Genomic DNA, 21,971 nt, shown 5'->3' with positions numbered 1-21,971 from the left:
AGCTCAGTTGGGAGAGCATCGCCCTTACAAGGCGAGGGTCACTGGTTCAAGTCCAGTATCACCCACCACATATAAATCTATTATATTGATAGTCGCGTTTTAAAATTTAATATGGGTCGTTAGCTCAGTTGGGAGAGCATCGCCCTTACAAGGCGAGGGTCACTGGTTCAAGTCCAGTACGACCCACCATTTTTAGAATGGTGCATATTAAATATATAATTTGGGTGATTAGCTCAGTTGGGAGAGCATCGCCCTTACAAGGCGAGGGTCACTGGTTCAAGTCCAGTATCACCCACCAAATTATACTAAGCGATTAATTAATAAGTTTAAAAAAGTAATACCTATTATATGTGGGTGATTAGCTCAGTTGGGAGAGCATCGCCCTTACAAGGCGAGGGTCACTGGTTCAAGTCCAGTATCACCCACCACATATAAATACTTCCTCGATATCTATTTTTAATTCCTTTCCTATTTTTATTAAATTCTTATTCGAATAATTAAATCTATTATAAAAAAGAGCCCCCCCCTTTCTTTACTATTAATGACAGATTAACCACACCCTATTATTTAGTACCTATTCAAATACGTACATAACCCGTTATTACAGCACCTGATAAAAATGACACTTTATGACCATATAAACGTATTAGTTAAACCTAATTACCTAATAAATACAGCTAGCATTTAAATTCTCTTGTAAGCAGCTAAACTGTTGATTATAGTCTGTGTTAAAAGTGATAACGCTTAAGCCAATGCCAACTAAGATATTTTCAAAAGCCAAAATACTAATAGTCGAAGAGCAACCGCTTGCTCAAAGCTATATGAAACAATCGTTAGAAAGGCTCGGCTTTCGGCAGTTGAGTTTTGCCGATCATGCAAATTCAGCCAAAGAGCAATGTTTAAGTGAATCATTTGATTTAATTGTTTGTTCGTTTAATTTAAACAAACACCAAGACGGTTACCAATTGTACGAAGAGCTAAGAGTAAAAAAACTTATAAAAAACTCCACTGGCTTTATCTTTATTTCAGCTGAAACAAGTGGCTCATTAGTACACAGTGTACTTGAGCTTCAACCGGATGATTTTTTAGTCAAACCTTTTACAGGGCAAGAACTCAAGACCCGAATTGAACGTATTTTAAAGCGCAAACACGATCTTCAAACCGTATACACGCTTATTGATGATGGCAATGATTCAAAAGCAGTAAAATATATTGATGCCGCACTTGAAAGAAAAGACAATAATTACAGCCCTATCTTACTTCGCCTGAAAGGTGACGCTCTTCTTCGGTTAAAGCGGGCTCAAGAGGCCAAAGATTTTTTTAAATCCGTGCTCGACATTCAAAAGTTTGCTTGGGCAAAGGTGGGGCTAGTTGAAGCGCTTATAGCAAACAACGAGCACATTTTGGCGCAGCGCATGTTAAAAACCATGCTAGAACGTCAAGAAACCCGCCTTGTTGCATTAGACTTATTAGGTCGGTTAGAAATAAAACTCAATCAATTTGAATTGGCACAAGATTTTTTGAGCCAAGCTGCCACAATTGCACCACGTAATATATCGCGTCAAAAATCGTTAAGTACAGTCTCGTTAATTAATCACGACTACGAAAAAAACTACCTTACACAAAAAGATATAGCAAACTTTGCTAAGCACTCTATTTACGATCATCCCGACATTTACTTAAATGCGGCTCGAGCAGGAATCGATTTTGCGTTAACAACAGATCAAACTGATCAAGTGCAACGAATTTCAAGGCAGACAAATAAATATATAAACGATTTAAAAACCCAATTTCCTAACAGTACGAATCAATCGCAAATTGATGTGCTTAATGCGCGGCTTCATTATTTAAAAGATGAGCATCAAAAAGCTAAAAAGCTCATTGAACAATTAGAAGATGACGACTCAATAATACGCTCAGTAGATGGCGCGCTTGATAAAGCAAAAGCCTTTCATGAGCTAGGGTTTCATCAAAAGGCGCAAATGTTATTTTCGCAAATAATTAATCATTGTGAAAGACACCCAAATACCAGCGAACCCACCTACTTACGCTATATACAGCAACAACAAAGCGAACGACGTGATATTAAAATGGGGCCAAAAGAACTTAATAACCATGCGGTAACCCAATTTAACAAAGGGCAATTAAACACAGCACTTGAAGCATTTACGCATGCGTTTAGAGTTATGCCACGCAATCAAAGCATTGCACTTAATTTATTACAATGCTTGTTTGATTCGACCAAGCAAAGTGGCAGCTCATTGAATATAGGACTTGCTAAAAAATGCTACGCCTTATTGGACAAATCTGACCTGCCAGCAGATCAAGCGCAGCGCTTAGATAAAATTATGAATCAAGCAAAAGAGATGAAGCTAAACCTCAAAGACTAAAGCTTTTTCATTGCTGCACCATTAACGCAGTATCGAAGGCCCGTTGGTAGTGGGCCATCTGGAAATATATGCCCTAAATGCGCATCACACACGTTGCATACAACCTCTACACGCTCCATGCCATGGCTGACGTCGCGTACATAGCCGATTGCTTCTATCGTTGCTGGCTGAGTGAATGAAGGCCAGCCTGTTCCGCTTTCAAATTTTTCGTCAGCATCAAACAATAAATTATCGCAACAAACACACACATATTTACCGGGCTCTAGTAATGTACAACTACCAGACATATCAGGACGCTCTGTCCCCTTCATACGAGTTACGTAGTATTCGTTTTCTGATAATTGTTCACGCCATTGTTCATCGGTTTTAATGACTTTTTTACTGGGTGCAGGGTTGCCATTATTGGCAAAGTTAATCACATCTTTCCATTTCAACATAGTAACCTCATGAAAACCTGTATTACGAATAGGGTGTATAATCTGGCCTCCAGATAATTAATTTATATAAAACAAAGGTCAGGTTATATGGCTAAAGCTTTTTATTGTTACGTGGATGAATGACGCCGCGATCAAGCTTGTTCAAAGGTAATAGTTTGCTTTTCTGCAGTAGTAAAAATACGCTGCATAAACGCCTCTAACTCCGCTTTTTTAACGGGTAAGCTAACACTTAGTTGCCGGTCATTATTGCTACAAATAATTAGCTCGTCATCTTTACTCACTACGCGCTCAATGCTTTGTATAACCAGCCAATTTGGACCATGTTTTTTATCAAAAAAGCCCATTAAGCTAAACACTAGTAAGTGCTGCGCATCGCGTTGAACAAAGTGCTCTAAACGGTTTCGCGCTTTAAATAGTGGTGTAAGCCTGTACATGCTTGAGCAAAACACAAACACCCAAACTCCTATAAATACTTTAAACCAAATAACTTCAAATAGTTCATAGGCAAACATTAAACCAATAAGCACAAAACAGATGAGTGCAATGGTTAATGCTATTTTTTTGTTTACTGAGTCCACTATGAATCCTTTTTAAGATCTTTTTTATCATCTGATGCTTTTTCTGTTGGCTCAGGCCAATCTTTAAAAAACACGGTTAAATAACGACTTTTAACTAAATACCAAAGCACCCAAAACACAATAACCATTTGCACCGCTAAAAAAAGTGAAAACCGGTAATGGCTATGTGCCGCTTGTACTATTAGCCACGTTAAATCTATTAGCGCGCATACAATTAATGGCCAACGCATATGCCGCCAAATACTCTCCAATCTGTCAGTGGAGCTATGTGAATCGCGAGGGCGGCGCAAGCAAAATAACAACGTAGGTAATATCGCAATACTGCCAATGGCAATAGCAATAAAAAAGTCGCTTTTAGACCTAAAAAATAACGACATTAAGTCAAGCTCTGGTCGTCGGCTCAGTGCCGCAATAACCCAAATAAAATAAGCACGCAGCAACACCACTACACTTAAGTGAAACGCAACAGGCGTGCGGTAACTCCCGTATTTATCCCAGTATTGAGGTCCGTATTGGCTCATTACTACTTTCCTAGCCGTTATGCTTTTTAAGGAGCTCGATTAAATCATCCTCTGTGAGCACGTCTATCCCCAAATCTTGAGCCTTTGTGAGTTTAGAACCGGCTTTTTCACCCGCTACTAAAGCATCAGTTTTAGCAGATACACTACCTGACACCTTTGCACCTAGCTGTTGTAAGCGCGCTTTAGCATCATTGCGATTAAGCGTATTGAGCGTACCTGTAAGTACATAAGTAAGCCCCGCTAGCGGTTGCTCATCCTCTGACGGTGCGCTTAGCGCAGGCCAATGAACACCTTGCTCAATAAGCGCATTAACCACCGCTAAATTGTGCTCTTCATCAAAAAAACCTCGTACATGCGATGCTACAATATCGCCTACATCGCTGACTTGTGTGAGGCTTTCAACACTAGCACTAATAATATTCTCTAGCGTTAAAAAGTGATTCGCTAAATTTTGTGCCGTAGCCTCACCGGCTTCTCGAATACCCAGTGAATATAAAAATTTAGCAAGCGTAGTGGCTTTTGCTTCATTTAAAGCAGTAACTAAGTTTTTAGCCGATTTAGGCCCCATGCGCTCAAGTGATTCAAAGTGACCTTGCTTTAATATAAATAAATCAGCCGGAGTTTTTATAAGCTCACGGTCCACTAATTGATCAACAATTTTATCGCCAAGACCATCTATATCTAGTGCCTTACGCGAGGCAAAGTGCTTTATAGCTTGCTTGCGCTGAGCGGGGCATACTAGGCCACCAGTACAACGGGCTACAGCTTCCCCTTCTACTTTTTCTACATGGGAGTCACAAATAGGGCAAGCTGATGGAAACACAATGTCTCTTGCATCTGTGGGCCTGCGTTCAAGCACAACTTGCGTTACTTGCGGAATCACATCACCAGCACGGCGTATAATCACTGTATCGCCGACTTTCACGCCTAACCGAGCAATTTCATCACCATTGTGAAGCGTCGCATTAGACACCGTTACACCGCCTACAAACACAGGTTCTAAACGAGCAACAGGCGTAATTGCACCTGTACGACCAACTTGAAACTCTACATCAAGGAGTTGAGTGACTTCCTCTTGCGCCGGAAATTTATAGGCAATAGCCCAACGAGGTGCCCGCGCTACAAAGCCTAAACGCTCTTGTAGGGCTTTTTTATTAACTTTTATTACTACGCCGTCAATTTCATATTTAAGCTCACTGCGACGCGTTAAAATATCATCATAATAATCTAGTGCAGCTTTTGGCCCTTCCACCAGCTTTGTTTCTGGACAAAGGGGTAAGCCCCAATCAGTTAACTTTTCTAATTGCTGAAAGTGATCCTCTGGAATTGAGCCATCAGCAACCAAACCAGTACTGTATGCATAAAACATCAGTGGGCGTTTTGCGGTAATTTTAGAGTCTAGCTGGCGTAGGCTACCTGCCGCCGCATTACGTGGATTTACAAATACTTTTTCGCCACGCTTCTGCGCTTCATTGTTTAGCTTTTCAAACCCAGCGCTGTCCATAAATACTTCACCACGCACTTCAAGCTCTTTGGGGTAGTTGCCACGCAACTTAAGGGGGACGTTACGAATTGTTTTTACATTTTGAGTAATATTCTCGCCTGTAAAGCCATCACCTCGTGTTGCAGCTTGTACCAACACTCCATCACGATAAATAATAGATACCGCTAACCCATCAAGTTTTGGCTCACAGCAAAAAGTGAGCTCATCTGTGCTCATTAAGCGCTCTTTTATTCGGCGATTAAAGCCCGTAAATTCATCTTCGCTAAACGCATTATCAAGCGATAGCATTGGCACTTGATGAGCAACTTGCTCAAATTTACTAAGCGCTGCACCACCTACTTTTTGAGTCGGTGAATCAGCAGATAAAAATTCAGGGTTTTGTGTTTCAAGCGCACTGAGTTCGCGTAATAGCCTATCGTATTCAGCATCAGGAATGCTTGGGGTATCAAGCACATAATAATTATAATTGTGCTGCTCTAATAGGGTACGAAGATGATTAATTTGCTCACTAATGCTGCTAGACATTTAAACCTCAAAAAACATAAAAAAGCCACTTTGACGATATCGCCCAGTGGCTTGTAAAATTATATATTACAAATTGTTACGCTGAAAAAGCACGAACCTGCTCAACATATTGCCTTACACGCTCAACACTCATTTCTTCGCGTTCTGCGTCTAATATGTGCGCGCCAAATTCGTCGGCTATTTTTTTAGCCGCACTGTGCAACATATTAAAGGCTGCTAGTCCGTCACCGTCACACGGCAAGGTCATAAATAAGCTCACACCTGCGGTGCTAAACTGTTCCATATTGTCTATATCGAACGTTCCTGGGTTGTACATATTAACTAATCTAAACAACACTGGTCCTTGGCCTGCAGGGTCTAAATGACGATTAAAAAAGCCTTCTTCAGAATATTTAAAACCAAGCGTATTCACAGCAGGTAATAACTTGCTGCCTTGCATAGTTAAACCTTCTGGCATTTGTATATGTACAATAACAAAATCGGGTACTGGCTCTTTTGGTTGTTCATTAGTTTGCTCAACCGATTCTAAATCGTCAACAACACTCAGGTCATCTTCAATAGGAACCTCTGGCGCGCTGGGCTCAATTTGAGGCTCATTAGCATCAAAGTTAAGTTCCCCTAGCTGTGGTTCGTCACGCTCACTAATTACCGGCTCTTTTGGCTCAGCTTTTTGACTATATGAATGAGAGGAAGCTGTTTGGCTTTCTTGGAGTGGTTCAACCCGTTCATTAACGGACGTATCTGGGCTCTCTTTTTTTCTTACAGACCATAAACCATGGACTAATAAGCCACCAATGACAATCACACTGATAATGATTAAAACCCATCTTAATTGTTCGGCCATCCCCTCACCTTTTATTATTTGTTATGCCTAAAACCTGTATAGTAATTAAAAACTAATACACGTGTTATAAAAATTTATGCGTGTGCAAGTTGCACCGCTTGTTCAATATCTACTGCAACCATTCGAGATACACCCGGCTCTGCCATAGTCACACCGGTTAAACGCCCCGCCATCTCCATTGCAATTTTGTTATGACTTATATAAATAAATTGCACTGATTGTGACATTTCTTCCACCAAACGGCAAAAGCGAACAACGTTTGCGTCATCTAATGGTGCGTCAACTTCATCCAGCATACAAAACGGGGCTGGATTTAGCCTGAATATAGAAAACACTAATGATAATGCCGTCAGCGCTTTTTCTCCACCACTTAACAAGTGAATAGTTGAATTTTTCTTACCTGGCGGCCGTGCCATTATACTAACACCACTTTCAAGTAAATCGTCACTGGTTAATTCCAAATACGCACTCCCTCCACCAAAAACTTTAGGAAACAGCTGTGCAAAGTCTTCATTAACTTGATCAAACGTGGCTTTAAAGCGCGTTTTTGTTTCGGTATCTATTTTCCGAATAGCCCCTTCAAGGGTATTTAACGCTTTAGTTAAATCCTCTAACTGATTATCTAAATACTCACTGCGCTGTTTTGCAACATCAAACTCTTCTATAGCTGCTAAGTTAACCGCACCCAACTTGTCTAGCTGATTTGTAATACCTGTTAATTGGTTTTGCGCTGCATTTAGGGTTAAGTCGTCAGGTAATGTTTCAAGTACGGCTTTTAAGCTTTGTTTAAGCTCATCTAATGGCTCAAGTGCAGCTTGTGCCTTTATTAATAAGCTCTGCTCTTCAAGTGTTAATTTTTGATGTTGCTCTTGAAGCCCTTGCAGCTCACCTTGCGAATTTTTAAGGCTAGCTTGCTTTGTATGCAAGGCGTCTTTAGCTTGTGATAAATCGTTTTGCAATTGCGCTAATCGTTGTTCGCCTTGCTGATGCTTTTCTAGTAAGGTTGAAATTGATTCACTAAGTGTTTCTTCTGGAATAAGTAACGCCTCTATTTCCAAAACTAATTCTTCAGCCCCTTGTTTTGCCTCTTCATAGGCTTGCGCTGCATGGCTCAGTTTTGTTTGACTTAACTGCCATTCACTTCGTGCTTTTTGCTGACTTAAGCTTGCCTGATGAGCCTGCGTTTTGTATTGCTCCAATGCGCTGAGTGCTTGGCTATAATTTTTATCGCTGAGCATGCGCTCATCATTCGCAATCTCAGTTTCATCTGTTAAATTTAATTGCTGCTCAACAAATAGTTCATATTGCTCGGTTTGTTCATCAAGCTGCTTATTGAGTTGCACCAGTGACGCACTTATCGCTTGCTCTTGTGTTTTTATTTTTGATAGCTGATGTTGATGTTGAGTAACCTGCTCTGTGAGCATATCGCTTCGGGTACTTGAAATAGCAATTTGTTGAGCAAGATGATGAATAACGTCTTTGAGTGCTTTTTGTTCGGTATTAAGCTCTGCTTGTATTACAGTGTATTGTTCAAGCTCACTTTTGACCTTTTCAAGCTGACTTTTAACCTGTATGACCTCATTGGTGTGCGCGTGAAGTTGCTTATGCTTTATTAGCAGTGAGTTGTCGGTGTTACTATCTGCGTTTACGTGCCAATTACGACCATGCAATTCGCCTTTTTTATCCATTATGGCAATGTAATAGTCATCATTTAGCATAGTTAAATCGGCGTGTTCGCTATAGCCAATTCGCGTGAGTAAGTCAGGGTACACGCCAGCGGTAATATAATCTGCCAAGCTTGCCTTAAGTAAAGGCTGACTGCTTGGCCATATACTATTAGTTGATTGCTGCTCTGTTACACTTAAATGCGTGAGCGACTTAAGTGCTTGCTCTATTAATGGCTCAAAACCATCTTGCACTATGAGCTGGCTTAGAACCCCTGTTGAGTCACTGACCTCTTCATCTAACCCCAATGCACTTTTAAGCCCAGCAATACGGGCGTTTAGTTCATTTTCTTTCTGTGTCAGTGTTTTATGATTGTCTTGAGTTTCATCAACCAGCCTATTTTGCTGAGTCAATTTAACTTCACATTGCGCAAGCGCGCTTTGATTTTTTGCAAGCGCCTCAGTGAGTGCTTGGCGCTGCTGTTTTTGCTCGGCCAGCTGATGTTCTACATTATTATTTTTTAGTTCATCAAGCTGTAAATTTAATTGGCTAAGTTGCTCATTAACATGATTTATTTGCTGTTGCGTGTGCTTTATTTCACTACTTTGCGACTGCACCTGAGTGGTAAGGTGTTGCTGTTGTTCGTTGAGTGTTTGCCAATTCGAATAACTTCGCTGCTTAGTACCCTGCAACCCCTCAAGCTCAAATGACAATTCACTCACTTGCTCTTCGCACATTAAACTGCTTTCTATTGCCTCTTGCAGTGCTTCATCAAGTTCTTCGCATATGTGCTGCTGTTGCGCTTTTTGCTCAAGGCTATCTGTTTGGCGTTGTTGTAATTTTATTAAGCTTTGTTTAAGTGACTGTATTTGTTGTTTAACACTAATTTTTTGCTGTTCGGCTCGAGTTAACTCGGTATGAGTAATATGTTGCTGGTGCTGCGCATCATTTAATTTATCTTGCTGAGCTTGTACTTCTCCTTCAAGTGTTGCAAGCACATCATCGTGCCCTGAGTGAGCCGTTTTAAAAAAGCTTATTTGCTCATTAAGCTTTTTGATTTGCTCGCTTTTGTCTAATTGTTGTTGATGCAGCTTTTGCCATTTTAAAACAGCTACTTGACCTTTTAATGTGCGCTCTGTTGCTTTAAGTTCACGGTATTTTTTAGCATCAAGTGACTGAACAGCCAATTTATCGAGCTGGCTTTGCAACTCTTTACGAACATCTAATAAACGTTCTAAATTTTCTCGGGTACTTTTAATCCGCGTTTGCGTTTCGCGGCGACGCTCTTTGTATTTAGATACGCCAGCAGCTTCTTCTAAAAACACGCGAAGTTCTTGAGGTTTACTTTCAATTAAGCGCGATATCATCCCTTGCTCAATAATCGCATAACTGCGAGGGCCAAGCCCAGTGCCCAAAAATATATCAGTTATGTCACGCTTGCGGCATTTGCTGCCATTTAAAAAGTATAACGATTGGCCATCGCGTGTTACTAAACGCTTAATCGCTATTTGGTTTCTATCGGCAAAGGTGCTTTTTAATTCTTGATCGCCTAGCGAGTTATCAAAAATCAGCTCTACAGAGGCTTGCGAAATGGCTTTTCGATTAGTTGAGCCGTTAAAAATAACATCTGTCATGGCATCGCCACGCAGGTTTTTAGCTGAGCTTTCTCCAAGCACCCATCTTACCGCATCAATCACATTAGATTTGCCACAGCCGTTTGGCCCAACAACGCAGGTCATTTGATCTGGAAACGGTATTTTAGTGGGCTCTACAAACGATTTAAAGCCCGCTAATTTAATAGTGCTTAAGCGCATCTGGTTGTTTTACCAATTTATTATTGTTGTTATTCATGGGCAATTTAACTCAAAGAACACACGTATGTTAAGCTTGACGTTTAAAATTATCTAAAATAATCCCTGTTGCCATAGCCACATTAAGTGACTCGGCCTCACCAAATGCAGGAATTGTTATTTTATCGGTTACTAAACCCGCACAGGCTTGGCGAATCCCATGAGATTCGCTACCCATTAACAATACACCCTCGCCATTAAACTTTGTTTTGTGTACGCTTTGGCCATCTAAAAACGCACCGTAAATTGGTAACTTGAGTGTTTGTAGGTAAGCAGGCAAATCGACCTGACTAACTGAAACTCTTACAAATGACCCCATTGTGGCGCTAATTGTTTTTGGGTTATAGGCATCTGCACTGTCTGTGCTGGTAACAATGTGTTTAATACCATACCAGTCGGCTACTCTAATTATTGTGCCTAAATTGCCAGGATCAGACACGCCATCAAGAGCCAATATTAACCCTTTTATTTTGGGTAAGTCGGCTTTTGGCATATCAACAATTGCAATTGCGGCATTATTACTTACTAGCGTGCTCGCTTTAGTAAGAACGTCCTCGTCGGCTTCAATGATATGGGTGCTTGGAAAACAGCTTTGATGAGCATTTATAAACGCCGAAGTTGCAAATACATCAACTGCGTTTAGTGTGCTATTAAGCAACTCAAGTACGTTTTTTTCGCCTTGTACAAGGTATTGATTATATTGCTTTCGGTACTTTTTTTGGCCAAGTTGGCGAATAAGTTTGAGTTGGTTTTTTGAAATCATAACAGCCCCATAAAATTATCCGTCCAGTATAACAGAGTTCATTATAAAAAATGTATCACCTAGTTTGAACTCACCTTAGAAATTAAAAGTCCGATTGCAGGGATAAATATTGAGTTTTGCACTTAAAATCGGTAAATTAACAAAAAAACAACATGGAATGGCTTTTAATGGAATCAATACACCCAACCCCTTCACAATCAAACGAATCGAGCGCGAATCCACTCACCCCGTTATCTAGCTCTAAAGTGCAATTTAGTGGCAAAGGCGGTGAGTTTTTTGGTATTTGGATAGTTAATATCTTACTAAGCGTACTAACATTGGGCATTTATTCTGCCTGGGCAAAAGTGCGTACAATGCGCTATTTTTATGGGCATACTCGTATAGATGGCCACAGCTTTGACTACTTAGCTACTCCAATGCAAATTTTAAAAGGCCGTATTTTAGCGGTCATTGTATTTTTAATTTACACCTTTGCTGTCAGCTTTTTTCCACTGATAGGCTTTTTATTTGCCATCGCTTTTATTTTTTTAATGCCGTGGATTATTAACCAAGGTTTACGTTTTAATATGCGTATGACCCGTCATCGAAATGTGCGTTTTGCATTTAAAGGGGATTACGGCGAAGCCTTCATTAACTTTATTCTATTACCGATTGCCAGTGTTTTTACGCTTTATTTATTAATGCCTTATGTTTTAAAGCGCATAGATACTTACATTCATAGTAATATTAGCTATGGCAATAAGCCATTAAGCGTAAAGCTTAAAGGTGAAACTTATTACCTAACAGCCCTTATTTGCTTTGTGGTGAGCTCTATCACCATGGTAATATTTATGGCTATTTTAGGACTATTTGGACTTGATTTACTCAATGTAGAAAACCAACAAGCAGCTCAAGACCCTGCAAAAATGGGGGTTATGTTTGGTGGGTTAATGATTGCTTACGTCGTGATGATTGCCATAGTAACCGCGGTATGGAAAGCGGCAATTAGAAATCATATTTTTAATAATAGCCAATTTGAAGATGTAGCATCGTTTAAATCTGAGCTTAAACCTATTCCTTACGCCATTTTACTTTTAACCAACATGCTAGCTATTGTGTTTTCATTAGGGCTTGCTTACCCCTGGACACAAATTCGCACATCAAAAATGCTTGCCGAGGCTACAACAGTTGATATATACCCTGGCGCATTAAACTTAATAGATACAACGCAAGAGCAGCAGTCATCCTTTGCTGAGGAAGCGGCTAACGTATTTGATATTGATTTGTCGTTAACATAAGAGTTTATTATGAACGTTCAGGGACATTATTTTCCAAACGCTTCGAGTAACTATCAGCTGTGTGTCGCCAAAATTAGCGGCTCACACGTTGAAATTAATCACGGTAACGAAGAACCTGTCCGCTATGCAATTAACAAACTTAATTTAAGTTCGGCTATTGCAGGTCTTGCCGACGAACTAAGCTTTGACGATGGTGGTCGGTTTATTCCGCTTGATGTAGATTTTAGGTGGCCATTTAACGCCAAAAATCATCACTCATTAGAGCGGCTTGAAAAAAATAAGTGGGCTATTATTGCAGCAATTGTAGTTACACCTCTTTTTATGTGGTTAATGCTATACAAGGTTGTGCCCGCAATTGCTGTTTATAGTGTTGATACTCTTCCGCATAGCGTTGTTGAACAAATGGGTGAGCAAAGTTTTGCTGTAATTAAAAAATTAGCACTAGACCCAACAGAGTTACCTGACGAACAACAAGCCAGAGTTCAGCGACACTTTAAAACTATGCTTGATGAGCTTGCACTTGAAAAGTCGGTGTATAGGCTTTCGTTTTATAAATCCCAAAGCTTTGGTGCTAATGCGTTTGCACTCCCTCATGGCCGAATTGTGGTCACAGATGAATTAGCTAATTTACTGGCCGATAAGCCCAATGCACTAAAAGCAGTGTTACTTCACGAAATTGGCCATGTCGTCCACCAGCATAGTGTTCGCATAACAGCACAATCGGCAGCAAGTACGATTGTACTTGCCGTTATATTCGGTGATTTAGAGGGAATAGCTGAGGTTGCCTTGGGGACTGGTGCCTCGTTTGCCCAACAAGGCTTTTCGCGAGATATGGAACGAGAAGCAGACAGTTATGCATCAACTCAACTAGAAAACTTAGGCTATTCAAGCAACGATTTTGCCGATGCAATTGAAGCTTTGCAAAGTGCGCATACCACTGAAAACGAACACCTTAAAAAGGTAAATAACTTACTCGAATACTTATCAAGCCACCCCAGCTCACAGGAGCGAATAGATAATGCTAGGAAATAACCGCGGTTATATACAAATTACACGCTATATTGTGGGGTTGAGTTGGATGTATCATGGCTTTTTTCCAAAGATTTATCACGTTGCCCCTCTTGAAAAGTTAATGACTGGCAGTGCTGGCTATTCTGCACAAGTGTCTGATTTGATTACGCGCGGTGCCGGTATTGCTGAGGTTATTTTTGGGCTGTTACTAATTATATTTTATAAAAATAAACAGCTAGTTTGGTTAAATATTTTCTTATTATGCGGCCTGTTAGGGGCCGTTGCGGTCATGCAGCCAAATTTGTTAATAGAAGCATTTAATCCAGTTACTACCAACTTACCGCTTATTGCCTTGAGCTTTATATGGCTGAAAGAAATAAAACTCTTGAGTAATCGATACCTCTAAATAATAAAAGAGGATTTACATCCTCTTTTATTATTGGGGCACTTTAGAGTGAGTACTTATTTTTATGTGTCCACAAATGCAATAACTCGCTCGCAATTGTTGCTGCGGCAATAGCGGTAAGTTCACTTTGGTCATACGACGGTGATACCTCTACCACATCCATTCCCACCATATTTATACCTTTAAGCGCGCGCAGTATTTTAAGCACTTTATCTGATGTTAAACCACCACAAACCGGTGTGCCTGTACCTGGTGCAAATGCCGGGTCAAGGCAGTCTATATCAAACGTTAGGTAAACGGGTAAGTCGCCTACCCGCTCGCGTATTCGCGCTGCTATTTCATTGGCGTGCAAATCGTTAGCTTGCATTGCATCAATCACTGCAAACTCATGCTTTGATTGGTCAAAGTCGGTACGAATACCTATTTGTATGCTGTGCTCTTCATCAATCAGCCCTTCCATGGGGGCATGATAAAACATAGTGCCGTGATCAAAACGCGAGCCATTGCTGTATGTATCAGTGTGCGCATCAAAATGAACCAGTGCCATTTTGCCATGTATTTTTGCATGCGCGCGCAATAGCGGAAGCGTTACAAAGTGATCGCCCCCAAGGCCTAACAGCGTTGCCCCTTGGCGAAGTATTTGCTCTGCGGCCATTTCTAGTTGTGCCGTAAAATACTCAGGATCGCCTACCGGATAAGTAAAGTCCCCCGCATCAGCAACCGTTAAACGCTCAAACAAAGGAAATGTCCACGGGTATTTAGTGTCTTCCCAGGCTAAATGTACCGACGCTCTGCGAATGGCATCGGGCCCTAAGCGAGCACCGGGACGGCCCGATGTTGCTAAGTCAAACGGTAAGCCTAGTACAACGACATCTGCATCAATGGCATTAATATTTTGCACCATAGGACGACGTAAAAACGTCATCCCGTTTGAATACAATGAGTGGTCAACATGACCAAACAAGCTAGACATTGCTTATAACTCTTCTAAATAAGTGTAGCCATTAAGGCCGTTTTGCAACTCGTCTAAAACGCTTTGCTGTTCATTTTTATCTATTTTTGCAGACACTAACTGCGCGTACGACTGCTGAAAGCTCTCAACATCTAAATGTACATAACGCATCATATCGGCTACGGTATCGCCTTGGTTTATTTCGCTAATACTGGCAACGCCTTGATCATCCATATTGATAATGGCACTGTGCGTATCGCCAAATAAATTGTGCATATCACCTAAAATTTCTTGGTACGCACCCACTAAGAAAAAGCCCATTAAGTAAGGCTTATCTGCACTGTACTCAGGCACCGGTAAAGTGCTTTCAATGCCTTGGCCATCAACGTAATGCTCAAGCGCGCCGTCTGAATCACAGGTTATATCAAGTAATACAGCACGTTTTTTTGGTGCTTCAGTTAAGCCACTTAATGGCAATACCGGAAACACTTGATCAATCCCCCACGCATCAGGCAATGATTGAAAAAGCGAAAAGTTTACAAAAAACTTATCGGCTAAACGCGCATTTAACTCGTCAATAATCGGGCGATGAAAACGGTTTTTGTTATCCATGTGTTTGTTAAGCTCATAACAAATACGTAAGTTAACTTGCTCTGCCCACGCACGCTGCGTTAAATCTAAAAGCCCAAGTGCAAACTGGTTATGCGCCTCTGCTAAATCCCCTTGGCTATCGTGATAAATTTCAATCAGTGCGCGGTCATCCGTTAAATCGGTTAACTGCACAAACGATGCCCACATATTATTTAATAAAAGCGGTGCATCGCCAGCAGGCGCTTTTAGCTCCTCTGGTACGTAGCTTTCTGTGCCTATAACATTAGATATAAGCACCGCATGATGCGCTGTTAGTGCACGCCCCGACTCAGAAATAATCGTCGGCATTGGCTGCGCGTACTGCTTACAAGTATCACCTATGGTATACACAATGTTATTTGCATACTCAGCTAAGCTGTAATTCATTGAGTTATGCGATTGGCTGCGTGTACCATCGTAATCAATAGCTAAACCGCCCCCTACATCTAAGCACTCAATGCTTGCACCTAATTTGCGTAGCTCACAGTAAAAACGCGCGGCTTCGCTCACACCTAAACGCACATCACGAATGTTTGCCATTTGCGAGCCTAAGTGAAAATGCACAAGTTGCATTAAATCAAGTTGGCCTGCCTCTTTTAAACGGTTTACTACATGTAAAACTTGCGACGCTGATAAACCAAATTTAGATTTTTCACCGCCACTTGCTTGCCACTTACCTTTGCCCTGCGATGCTAAACGTACGCGAATACCAATACGCGGTTTAACATTTAGCGCTTTTGCTTGGCTAAGTACCATGTCGAGCTCAGAAAGCTTTTCAAGCACTATGTATACTTTGTGGCCTAGCTTTTCGCCAATCAGTGCTAAGCGCACATATTCTTTGTCTTTGTAGCCATTACATACAATTACTGCACTGGTTTTTTCTGCCATTGCCAAAACAGTTAATAGCTCTGGTTTACTGCCCGCCTCAAGTCCTAATTGTTTTTTTTCTAATTCGGCTTGGCTTGCTACTATTTCTTCAACCACTTCACGTTGTTGGTTTACTTTAATTGGGTAAACTAATAAGTAGTCTTTTGGGTAACCATAGTTTTCAATCGCGGTATTAAATGCGCCACATAAACTGTGCACACGATGATGTAAAATTTGTGGAAAGCGCACTAAAGCCGGTAAGCTTAAGCCTTTTTCTTGAAGTTGTTTTGCAATATCTGTCAGTGCAATAGTTTGCTCTGGGGCGTGAGCCTTTGGAGCAACATACACATCACCTTGATCATTAATACCAAAAAAACCTTGGCTCCAATGACGAACATTGTAACTCGTGCGAGCTTGTTCTAGTGATGTTGTCTCTTTCATTTATCTTTCTCTTTTAATTAATGAATGCCGGTTCGGCTAATTGCGCGCATTAAAAGAAAAATAGACCTTTAAGTCCAACAAGTATTTTTACTCGTAACGAGTGATTTTTAATATTAAAAATAAATAGTAAAGAGCATGACCAACAAAACCTTATTTTATTGGGCCTAGCTTTAAGAAAAGCTCAGATTGGTAACACACTTATATATTGAGGGGTAATGTTAGGTGTGGTTTAAACAACTGCATAGGAGCAAATTAATTACTTAGCCTGAAGTCTGCTTTAGAGATTTGATTTCAGAATCAGGCTAATTAACTATTGAAGCTAAATCATTTATTCAGCTAACGCCACTTCGGCAAGCTTCATTGTGCTCTCAAATGATTTAGTGCCAGCAATAAATAGCCCATTGTGACAAAAAACAGCGTCGTCTAACCCCGTTTTTGCTTGGAAATCTTCATCAGACAAACCAGCCCATGCTTTAGGAAGCGACTTTCTATCTTCAAACGAGCCGGGCTCGACAGGGACTGTTTGAAGTATCCATTGACCTGAATGTGAAGGGTAAACCATGTACAACGCTTCGCTTGACAAAATATGGACTGTTTTTTTCCATGGCGTGTACTTTTCAAGCACAATAACGCGAGGATCTTCAGCACTTTCTATCGCTTTAGCGACAATTGCTTTTGCATTGACACTGCCACTTGCTGACGCTATAAATCGAGTCAGCATACGAGAAGCAAATTCGACAGCTTCATCAAAGCACTTATCAAACTCTGGGCTCTCTTCCCATGTTGGGTTATACATTGAAATTGTTTGACTTAAACTTATACCCTGCTGAACACCCTCAACATGACCACAATCAATTGCATCAATGGTTGAAACTAATCCTGCATCAACTCTGTCTGCAACTGCTTGATTATTGTCACACAGTGCTAAACCATACTTTTGCCACACCAATCCAAATGAGGAGTACGGTATTCCATTTTCACGTTCCCCTGCGCCACCACGTTGGTGGTGATCAAAACGCCCAGCATCTGGATCGTATTGCCCGCCTACATCAATCACTATATCAGCACTGTCCATAAGCGCTTTATCACGTGTACGTACTAAATTAAACGAAGGGTAGACATGTTTAAGCACCGCGATGCTAAATACATCATCGGCATGAAAATTACCGTTATGAGTAACTACTGTTAAATCGGTCACTGAACTGGCGTCTTTATTAGAAAGGATAAGGAAGTCTCGCTCTGTATTGCGTTAATTGTGAAAACTATAGGACGTTAAGTGGTGAATTTTATACGAATGTGATTAACAAGAACAGGATTCTTGTTAGTCGTTTTGATACTACGACAGACTCCAGCCAAATTACCAAAGCATGTTAATTTAAAATTGAAGATTTCTACATTTTAATAAGACTGATGCCAGCATAAATAATCATCGAAGTTCATAGGCTTAGCAATTAAATAGCCTTGAATCATGTCAACGCTCATTGTTTTAAGTACGGTAAATTGTTCTTCGGTTTCAACACCTTCAGCAACAACTGTTAAGTTAAGGCTTTTACCTAAATTAATAATGGTTTGCACAATACTAAACCCTGTGCCTTTATCTAATATTTTATCTATAAAGCTTTTATCTACTTTTAATTCATTCACTGAAAACGAGCTCAAATGCGTTAAACAAGAATAGCCTGTACCAAAGTCATCTATTGAGAAAATAAAACCTTGCTGCTTTAACTCATCAATTTGCGATATTACGCTGGCTATATCGCCGCTAAGCATAGACTCTGTGATCTCTAACTTAATATTCGATGGATTAACATTATAATCATTAACAACATTTAATAATTCAGTTTTTAACGTCGTTGAATTGAACTGGACTTGACTGATGTTGATAGACACTTTAAATGAATCATCAATCAGCTGCTTGCTATTAAGCTCATTTATTAGAATACAAATATCACGCAGAACGGTGTTTTGGAGCTTTTGAATAACCCCATTTTGCTCAGCGATTGGAATAAAGTCATTAGGCGCAATTAGCCCCTTACTTGGGTGATGCCATCTAATTAAAGCCTCAGCACCCGTAATTTTACCATTTGCATTTATTTGCGGCTGAAAATACGCACTAAACTCATCGTGTGCAATGGCTCTTACAATGTCGGTTTCAAGTTCGGCCTGGTTTTCAAGCAATGCTTGTAACTCGGGATCATAAAAGCTGCAGCTATTGCCGTTTTTCATTTTAGAACGGTACATAGCCGTATCAGCAAATTTAAGAATGTTATCGGTTAAATGGTTGCTTTTATCTATTAAACAAATACCAATGCTACAACTGACCTGAAAGGCTAAGCGGCCCACTTCAAATTTATCATAAAAAACACTTTGTATTATTTTTGCTATTTTTTCAGACTCTAAAATTGCACTTTCGGTATTATCACCAACATATTCAAGCAATATAATAAACTCATCGCCACCAACACGCGCTAATGTATCTTTTTCACTAACAACACCATTAAATCGTTTTGAAAGCTCTACAAGAACTTCATCACCCGCGCTATGGCCTACTGAGTCGTTTATTCGTTTAAAGTTATCTAAATCTAGAAATAATAACGCACCGGTCACATCGCTTTGCTTTATATTCTCAACATAGGCTGATAATTTGTCATTCAGCATTCGTCTATTTGGCAAACCTGTTAATGGGTCATAAAAGGCAAGCCTTTCTACTTCTAGCTCTGCTTTTTTTCTTGTTGTTATATCGCGTGCAACCCAAACAATATAACGCTGAGATGGGTTATCTGACTGGTAATCTTTAATGGGTGATGTACGACCTTCAAAAACCATTATTTTGCCGTCGATATCTAATTCGTATTCAAATACTTGAACATCGTTTGTGAGCAATGTTTTATTTATTACCGCCATTATTGATGTGGCATCTTCAGCAGGCATTACGTCATTAATTTTTTTATTTATTAAGTCAGATTGTGACTTGTATAAAAGCGCGTCGGTGGTGCCATAAATATCCATATACTCACCCTCTTCACTAATAATAAGTGTTAAATCGGGCATAACCTTTGTAAAAGCTGCAAATTTTTCATTACTTTTTTCTAAATCAGTAATGAGCTGATTAGCTTTTATATACTCTGCATTTTTTTCAAGTGCAATACTTGTGAAATTTACAAAATAGTCGATTAATTCAAGTTCGAAAGGTGAAGGCTTTTTGGGCTTATCGTGGTAAATGGCAAACGTGCCTAAAATACTAGATTTAGTTGAAATAACAGGGGTAGACCAACACGACTGCAATCCAAACTGTAAAGCGACGTCTTTAAAATCAGCCCACAACGATGAATTAGCTATGTCTTCAACAATAACGCGCTCGCCTAAATAAGCAGCAGTACCGCACGAGCCAACATTTGGACCTATGTGAACCCCATTGATTGCCTGACAATAACCATCCTCAATGTTAGGCGCGGCACAGTGCAGCAATTGCCCTTTGTTTAGTGACAAAATAGAACATTTAGCGGATTTTTCATCAATAAGTTCTTCTATCGATAAGCAAATCTCGTCAAGGACATCCTCAAACGGGAGTCCAAGCGCTATTTTAGATAAAATATCTTGCTGATGGGATAACAACTTATTTAATCTAACTGTTTCCATTTGACACCACACACTTTCATTATTGTTTTTAGCTTACAGATGTTTTTTAAAAACAGTACAGTATTCAGTACCGAATAAAATTATTCGCTTAGGTAACGTAAAGTATAGCTTTAAATAAACGACTTTTACTGCTAATTACTGTTTTTTATACAATAATAAACAGCATAGCGTTAGTCTATAAATATAGGTGTTTTAAAATCTGCTTGTTATTGGCTTAAGCCAAGCTCCATAAACACACTTTGCGGGTTATCTTGATAAGAACCAAAACAACCACAACGTTTAAATCCTAAATTTTCATATAGTTTAATCGATTCAATTTGTTTAGGGCCGGTTTCCAATCTAATCAATGGTATTTCTTCTTCGCCTGCGTAGTGCAAAAGAATTTGCATAACTCTGCGAGATAACCCTTTCCCACGGTAACTAGGGTTTACATAAAGGCGTCTTACTTCTGCGTAAGATGGTTCCCCTGATTGCATTACAATTGCCCCACAAGCAACAATCCCGTCATCATTTTTTAACCCAATGGCATAAACGTTAGGTTTATCTAGTTCGCTTAAGGTAAGTGATTGCGCGGTAGCTACAGGGTATAAAGAGTTTATAAGTCGGTCGATATCAGCAAAAACATTAATCACATCCTGGTCATTCGGTTTTAAATCAACTAACTGCATTGAGTATCTCAAATTTATATTAATTATATGTTGTGAAACTATACCGAATTGTAACAAATGAACAACCTCTGCATGGTGTTTTAACACAATTACCGCTTTAAATTATTCAGACTCAGTACTTTCAAATAAGGAACTGATAAAAAATGCGTGTACCTTGCTTTAAACACTTTGTTACGCAAAATAGCTGTTCAAAATTATTAAGCTATTTATACTAACTTAAGTTGTAAACATTGATTGAGGTTGTTGTGCAGATCATACAAGGTATGGAATATTTTTTTTCAGGATTTAAATTAATAAGCCAAAAAGGATTAAAGCGCTTTGTGCTCATTCCGCTTTTGATTAATATTTTATTATTTGGTAGTTCATTATTTTTCTTATTTGGCTGGTTGAGTGACGGTTTTAATTATATCAACAACATGCTCCCCGAATGGCTAAGCTGGTTAGAATGGTTGATGTGGCCAATAGCGGTATTAGTCGTGCTATTTAGTTATAGTATGGTATTTACCGTGATTACAAACTTTATTGCAGCCCCATTTAATGCACTTTTGAGCGAAAAAGTAGAATTGTACTTAACGGGTCAAAAAATTAACGATGATGGCTTTGCTGACTTAATAAAAGATATACCACGTATGCTTGCCCGTGAGTGGACCAAGCTATGCTATTACTTACCACGTGCTATTGGCTTTTTTATATTACTGTGGGTTTTACCGGTAATAGGGCAAATTCTGTGGGTATTATTCACTTGCTGGATGTATGCGGTGCAGTATAAAGATTATGCATTTGATAACCATAAAATTAGTTTTAAAGACATGAAAAACGACTTAAAGTCTAAACAAGGGCTTTCTTATGGGTTTGGTTTTGCTGTTATGTTATTAACAGCTATTCCATTTGTTAACCTAATTGTTATGCCTGTCGCGGTATGCGGTGCTACAAGGCTGTGGGTAGATAATTACCGACCAAAATACCGAAGCTAACTCTTAAATGAAGTGATTACTTTAGTAAC

General features: G+C 39.8%; 17 protein-coding genes and 3 tRNA genes. 8 read left to right on the top strand and 12 right to left on the bottom strand.

What is annotated here, in order from left to right:
- The first annotated feature begins 113 nt into the window (after positions 1-113).
- The 4 genes from MTF67_RS14465 to MTF67_RS14450 all read left to right on the top strand — a co-directional run bounded on the left by MTF67_RS14465 (position 114) and on the right by MTF67_RS14450 (position 2,390).
- A tRNA-Val gene (locus tag MTF67_RS14465) sits at positions 114-189 on the top strand.
- 33 nt (positions 190-222) lie between these two features.
- Positions 223-298 (top strand) — tRNA-Val (locus MTF67_RS14460).
- 54 nt (positions 299-352) lie between these two features.
- Positions 353-428, top strand: a tRNA-Val gene (locus tag MTF67_RS14455).
- A 324-nt stretch (positions 429-752) separates the two neighbouring features.
- A complete protein-coding gene (locus tag MTF67_RS14450) occupies positions 753-2,390 on the top strand; it encodes a response regulator (protein WP_006794530.1) in 1,638 nt (545 codons plus the stop codon).
- Here MTF67_RS14450 and msrB read toward each other — a convergent pair.
- The 7 genes from msrB to MTF67_RS14415 form a co-directional block, all read right to left on the bottom strand.
- Complete coding sequence (gene msrB / locus MTF67_RS14445) at positions 2,387-2,827, bottom strand: peptide-methionine (R)-S-oxide reductase MsrB (RefSeq protein WP_006794529.1); 441 nt, start codon at positions 2,825-2,827, stop codon at positions 2,387-2,389. The genes MTF67_RS14450 and msrB overlap by 4 nt on opposite strands.
- 131 nt (positions 2,828-2,958) lie before the next feature.
- A complete protein-coding gene (locus MTF67_RS14440; RefSeq protein ID WP_248519916.1) occupies positions 2,959-3,405 on the bottom strand; it encodes a hypothetical protein in 447 nt (148 codons plus the stop codon).
- A complete protein-coding gene (locus tag MTF67_RS14435; protein WP_248519915.1) occupies positions 3,405-3,926 on the bottom strand; it encodes a DUF2919 domain-containing protein in 522 nt (173 codons plus the stop codon). The genes MTF67_RS14440 and MTF67_RS14435 overlap by 1 nt, the downstream gene beginning before the upstream one ends.
- A gap of 10 nt (positions 3,927-3,936) precedes the next feature.
- On the bottom strand, positions 3,937-5,955 hold the full coding sequence (gene ligA / locus MTF67_RS14430; RefSeq protein ID WP_248519914.1) for an NAD-dependent DNA ligase LigA: 2,019 nt from the start codon (positions 5,953-5,955) through the stop codon (positions 3,937-3,939).
- A 76-nt stretch (positions 5,956-6,031) separates the two neighbouring features.
- Positions 6,032-6,799: a cell division protein ZipA gene (gene zipA / locus MTF67_RS14425; RefSeq protein WP_039036671.1), complete on the bottom strand. Its 768-nt coding sequence runs from the start codon at positions 6,797-6,799 to the stop codon at positions 6,032-6,034.
- Positions 6,800-6,873: 74 nt separating this feature from the next.
- Positions 6,874-10,278 (bottom strand): AAA family ATPase, encoded by a 3,405-nt coding sequence (locus tag MTF67_RS14420; protein ID WP_248519913.1) that lies wholly within the window; start codon positions 10,276-10,278, stop codon positions 6,874-6,876.
- Positions 10,279-10,345: 67 nt separating this feature from the next.
- The gene (locus MTF67_RS14415; RefSeq protein WP_248519912.1) at positions 10,346-11,077 is read right to left on the bottom strand and encodes an RNA methyltransferase; all 732 of its coding nucleotides are present in this window, start codon (positions 11,075-11,077) and stop codon (positions 10,346-10,348) included.
- A 167-nt stretch (positions 11,078-11,244) separates the two neighbouring features.
- On the opposite strand from MTF67_RS14415, the gene MTF67_RS14410 reads away from it, so the two are divergent.
- The 3 genes from MTF67_RS14410 to MTF67_RS14400 are packed head-to-tail and all read left to right on the top strand — an operon-like array spanning position 11,245 to position 13,771.
- Positions 11,245-12,354, top strand: coding sequence for a YjgN family protein (locus tag MTF67_RS14410; protein ID WP_248519911.1), 1,110 nt, complete (start codon positions 11,245-11,247; stop codon positions 12,352-12,354).
- Positions 12,355-12,363: 9 nt separating this feature from the next.
- Complete coding sequence (locus MTF67_RS14405; RefSeq protein WP_248519910.1) at positions 12,364-13,386, top strand: M48 family metallopeptidase; 1,023 nt, start codon at positions 12,364-12,366, stop codon at positions 13,384-13,386.
- Positions 13,373-13,771: a DoxX-like family protein gene (locus tag MTF67_RS14400; RefSeq protein WP_248519909.1), complete on the top strand. Its 399-nt coding sequence runs from the start codon at positions 13,373-13,375 to the stop codon at positions 13,769-13,771. Before MTF67_RS14405 ends, MTF67_RS14400 begins: the two co-directional genes overlap by 14 nt.
- A gap of 43 nt (positions 13,772-13,814) precedes the next feature.
- Here the strand turns inward: MTF67_RS14400 and speB are convergent, their stop codons facing one another.
- From speB to MTF67_RS14375, 5 genes are all read right to left on the bottom strand, one after another.
- On the bottom strand, positions 13,815-14,744 hold the full coding sequence (gene speB / locus MTF67_RS14395) for an agmatinase (protein WP_248519908.1): 930 nt from the start codon (positions 14,742-14,744) through the stop codon (positions 13,815-13,817).
- A gap of 3 nt (positions 14,745-14,747) precedes the next feature.
- Complete coding sequence (gene speA, locus MTF67_RS14390) at positions 14,748-16,661, bottom strand: biosynthetic arginine decarboxylase (RefSeq protein ID WP_039036666.1); 1,914 nt, start codon at positions 16,659-16,661, stop codon at positions 14,748-14,750.
- 328 nt (positions 16,662-16,989) lie between these two features.
- On the bottom strand, positions 16,990-17,859 hold the full coding sequence (locus MTF67_RS14385; protein ID WP_006794517.1) for an MYG1 family protein: 870 nt from the start codon (positions 17,857-17,859) through the stop codon (positions 16,990-16,992).
- A gap of 200 nt (positions 17,860-18,059) precedes the next feature.
- Positions 18,060-20,300: an EAL domain-containing protein gene (locus MTF67_RS14380; protein ID WP_248519907.1), complete on the bottom strand. Its 2,241-nt coding sequence runs from the start codon at positions 20,298-20,300 to the stop codon at positions 18,060-18,062.
- A gap of 206 nt (positions 20,301-20,506) precedes the next feature.
- A complete protein-coding gene (locus tag MTF67_RS14375; protein WP_006794515.1) occupies positions 20,507-20,968 on the bottom strand; it encodes a GNAT family N-acetyltransferase in 462 nt (153 codons plus the stop codon).
- A gap of 245 nt (positions 20,969-21,213) precedes the next feature.
- Between MTF67_RS14375 and cysZ the strand changes: the two genes are divergently transcribed.
- Positions 21,214-21,942 (top strand): sulfate transporter CysZ, encoded by a 729-nt coding sequence (gene cysZ / locus MTF67_RS14370; RefSeq protein ID WP_248519906.1) that lies wholly within the window; start codon positions 21,214-21,216, stop codon positions 21,940-21,942.
- Positions 21,943-21,971 lie beyond the last annotated feature (29 nt).

Origin of the sequence: Pseudoalteromonas sp. 2CM32C, assembly GCF_023161925.1 — a bacterium.
GTDB lineage: Bacteria > Pseudomonadota > Gammaproteobacteria > Enterobacterales > Alteromonadaceae > Pseudoalteromonas > Pseudoalteromonas marina.
This window is presented reverse-complemented; position numbering and strand designations above follow the sequence as displayed.

Coding starts and splice junctions, on each gene's coding strand:
- MTF67_RS14450 (WP_006794530.1), top strand. CDS start 753: ATGCCAACTAAGATATTTTCAAAAGCCAAAATACTAATAGTCGAAGAG.
- MTF67_RS14400 (WP_248519909.1), top strand. CDS start 13,373: ATGCTAGGAAATAACCGCGGTTATATACAAATTACACGCTATATTGTG.
- MTF67_RS14405 (WP_248519910.1), top strand. CDS start 12,364: ATGAACGTTCAGGGACATTATTTTCCAAACGCTTCGAGTAACTATCAG.
- MTF67_RS14380 (WP_248519907.1), bottom strand. CDS start 20,300: ATGGAAACAGTTAGATTAAATAAGTTGTTATCCCATCAGCAAGATATT.
- MTF67_RS14415 (WP_248519912.1), bottom strand. CDS start 11,077: ATGATTTCAAAAAACCAACTCAAACTTATTCGCCAACTTGGCCAAAAA.
- zipA (WP_039036671.1), bottom strand. CDS start 6,799: ATGGCCGAACAATTAAGATGGGTTTTAATCATTATCAGTGTGATTGTC.
- speA (WP_039036666.1), bottom strand. CDS start 16,661: ATGAAAGAGACAACATCACTAGAACAAGCTCGCACGAGTTACAATGTT.
- MTF67_RS14435 (WP_248519915.1), bottom strand. CDS start 3,926: ATGAGCCAATACGGACCTCAATACTGGGATAAATACGGGAGTTACCGC.
- speB (WP_248519908.1), bottom strand. CDS start 14,744: ATGTCTAGCTTGTTTGGTCATGTTGACCACTCATTGTATTCAAACGGG.
- MTF67_RS14375 (WP_006794515.1), bottom strand. CDS start 20,968: ATGCAGTTAGTTGATTTAAAACCGAATGACCAGGATGTGATTAATGTT.
- MTF67_RS14410 (WP_248519911.1), top strand. CDS start 11,245: ATGGAATCAATACACCCAACCCCTTCACAATCAAACGAATCGAGCGCG.
- msrB (WP_006794529.1), bottom strand. CDS start 2,827: ATGTTGAAATGGAAAGATGTGATTAACTTTGCCAATAATGGCAACCCT.
- MTF67_RS14420 (WP_248519913.1), bottom strand. CDS start 10,278: ATGCGCTTAAGCACTATTAAATTAGCGGGCTTTAAATCGTTTGTAGAG.
- ligA (WP_248519914.1), bottom strand. CDS start 5,955: ATGTCTAGCAGCATTAGTGAGCAAATTAATCATCTTCGTACCCTATTA.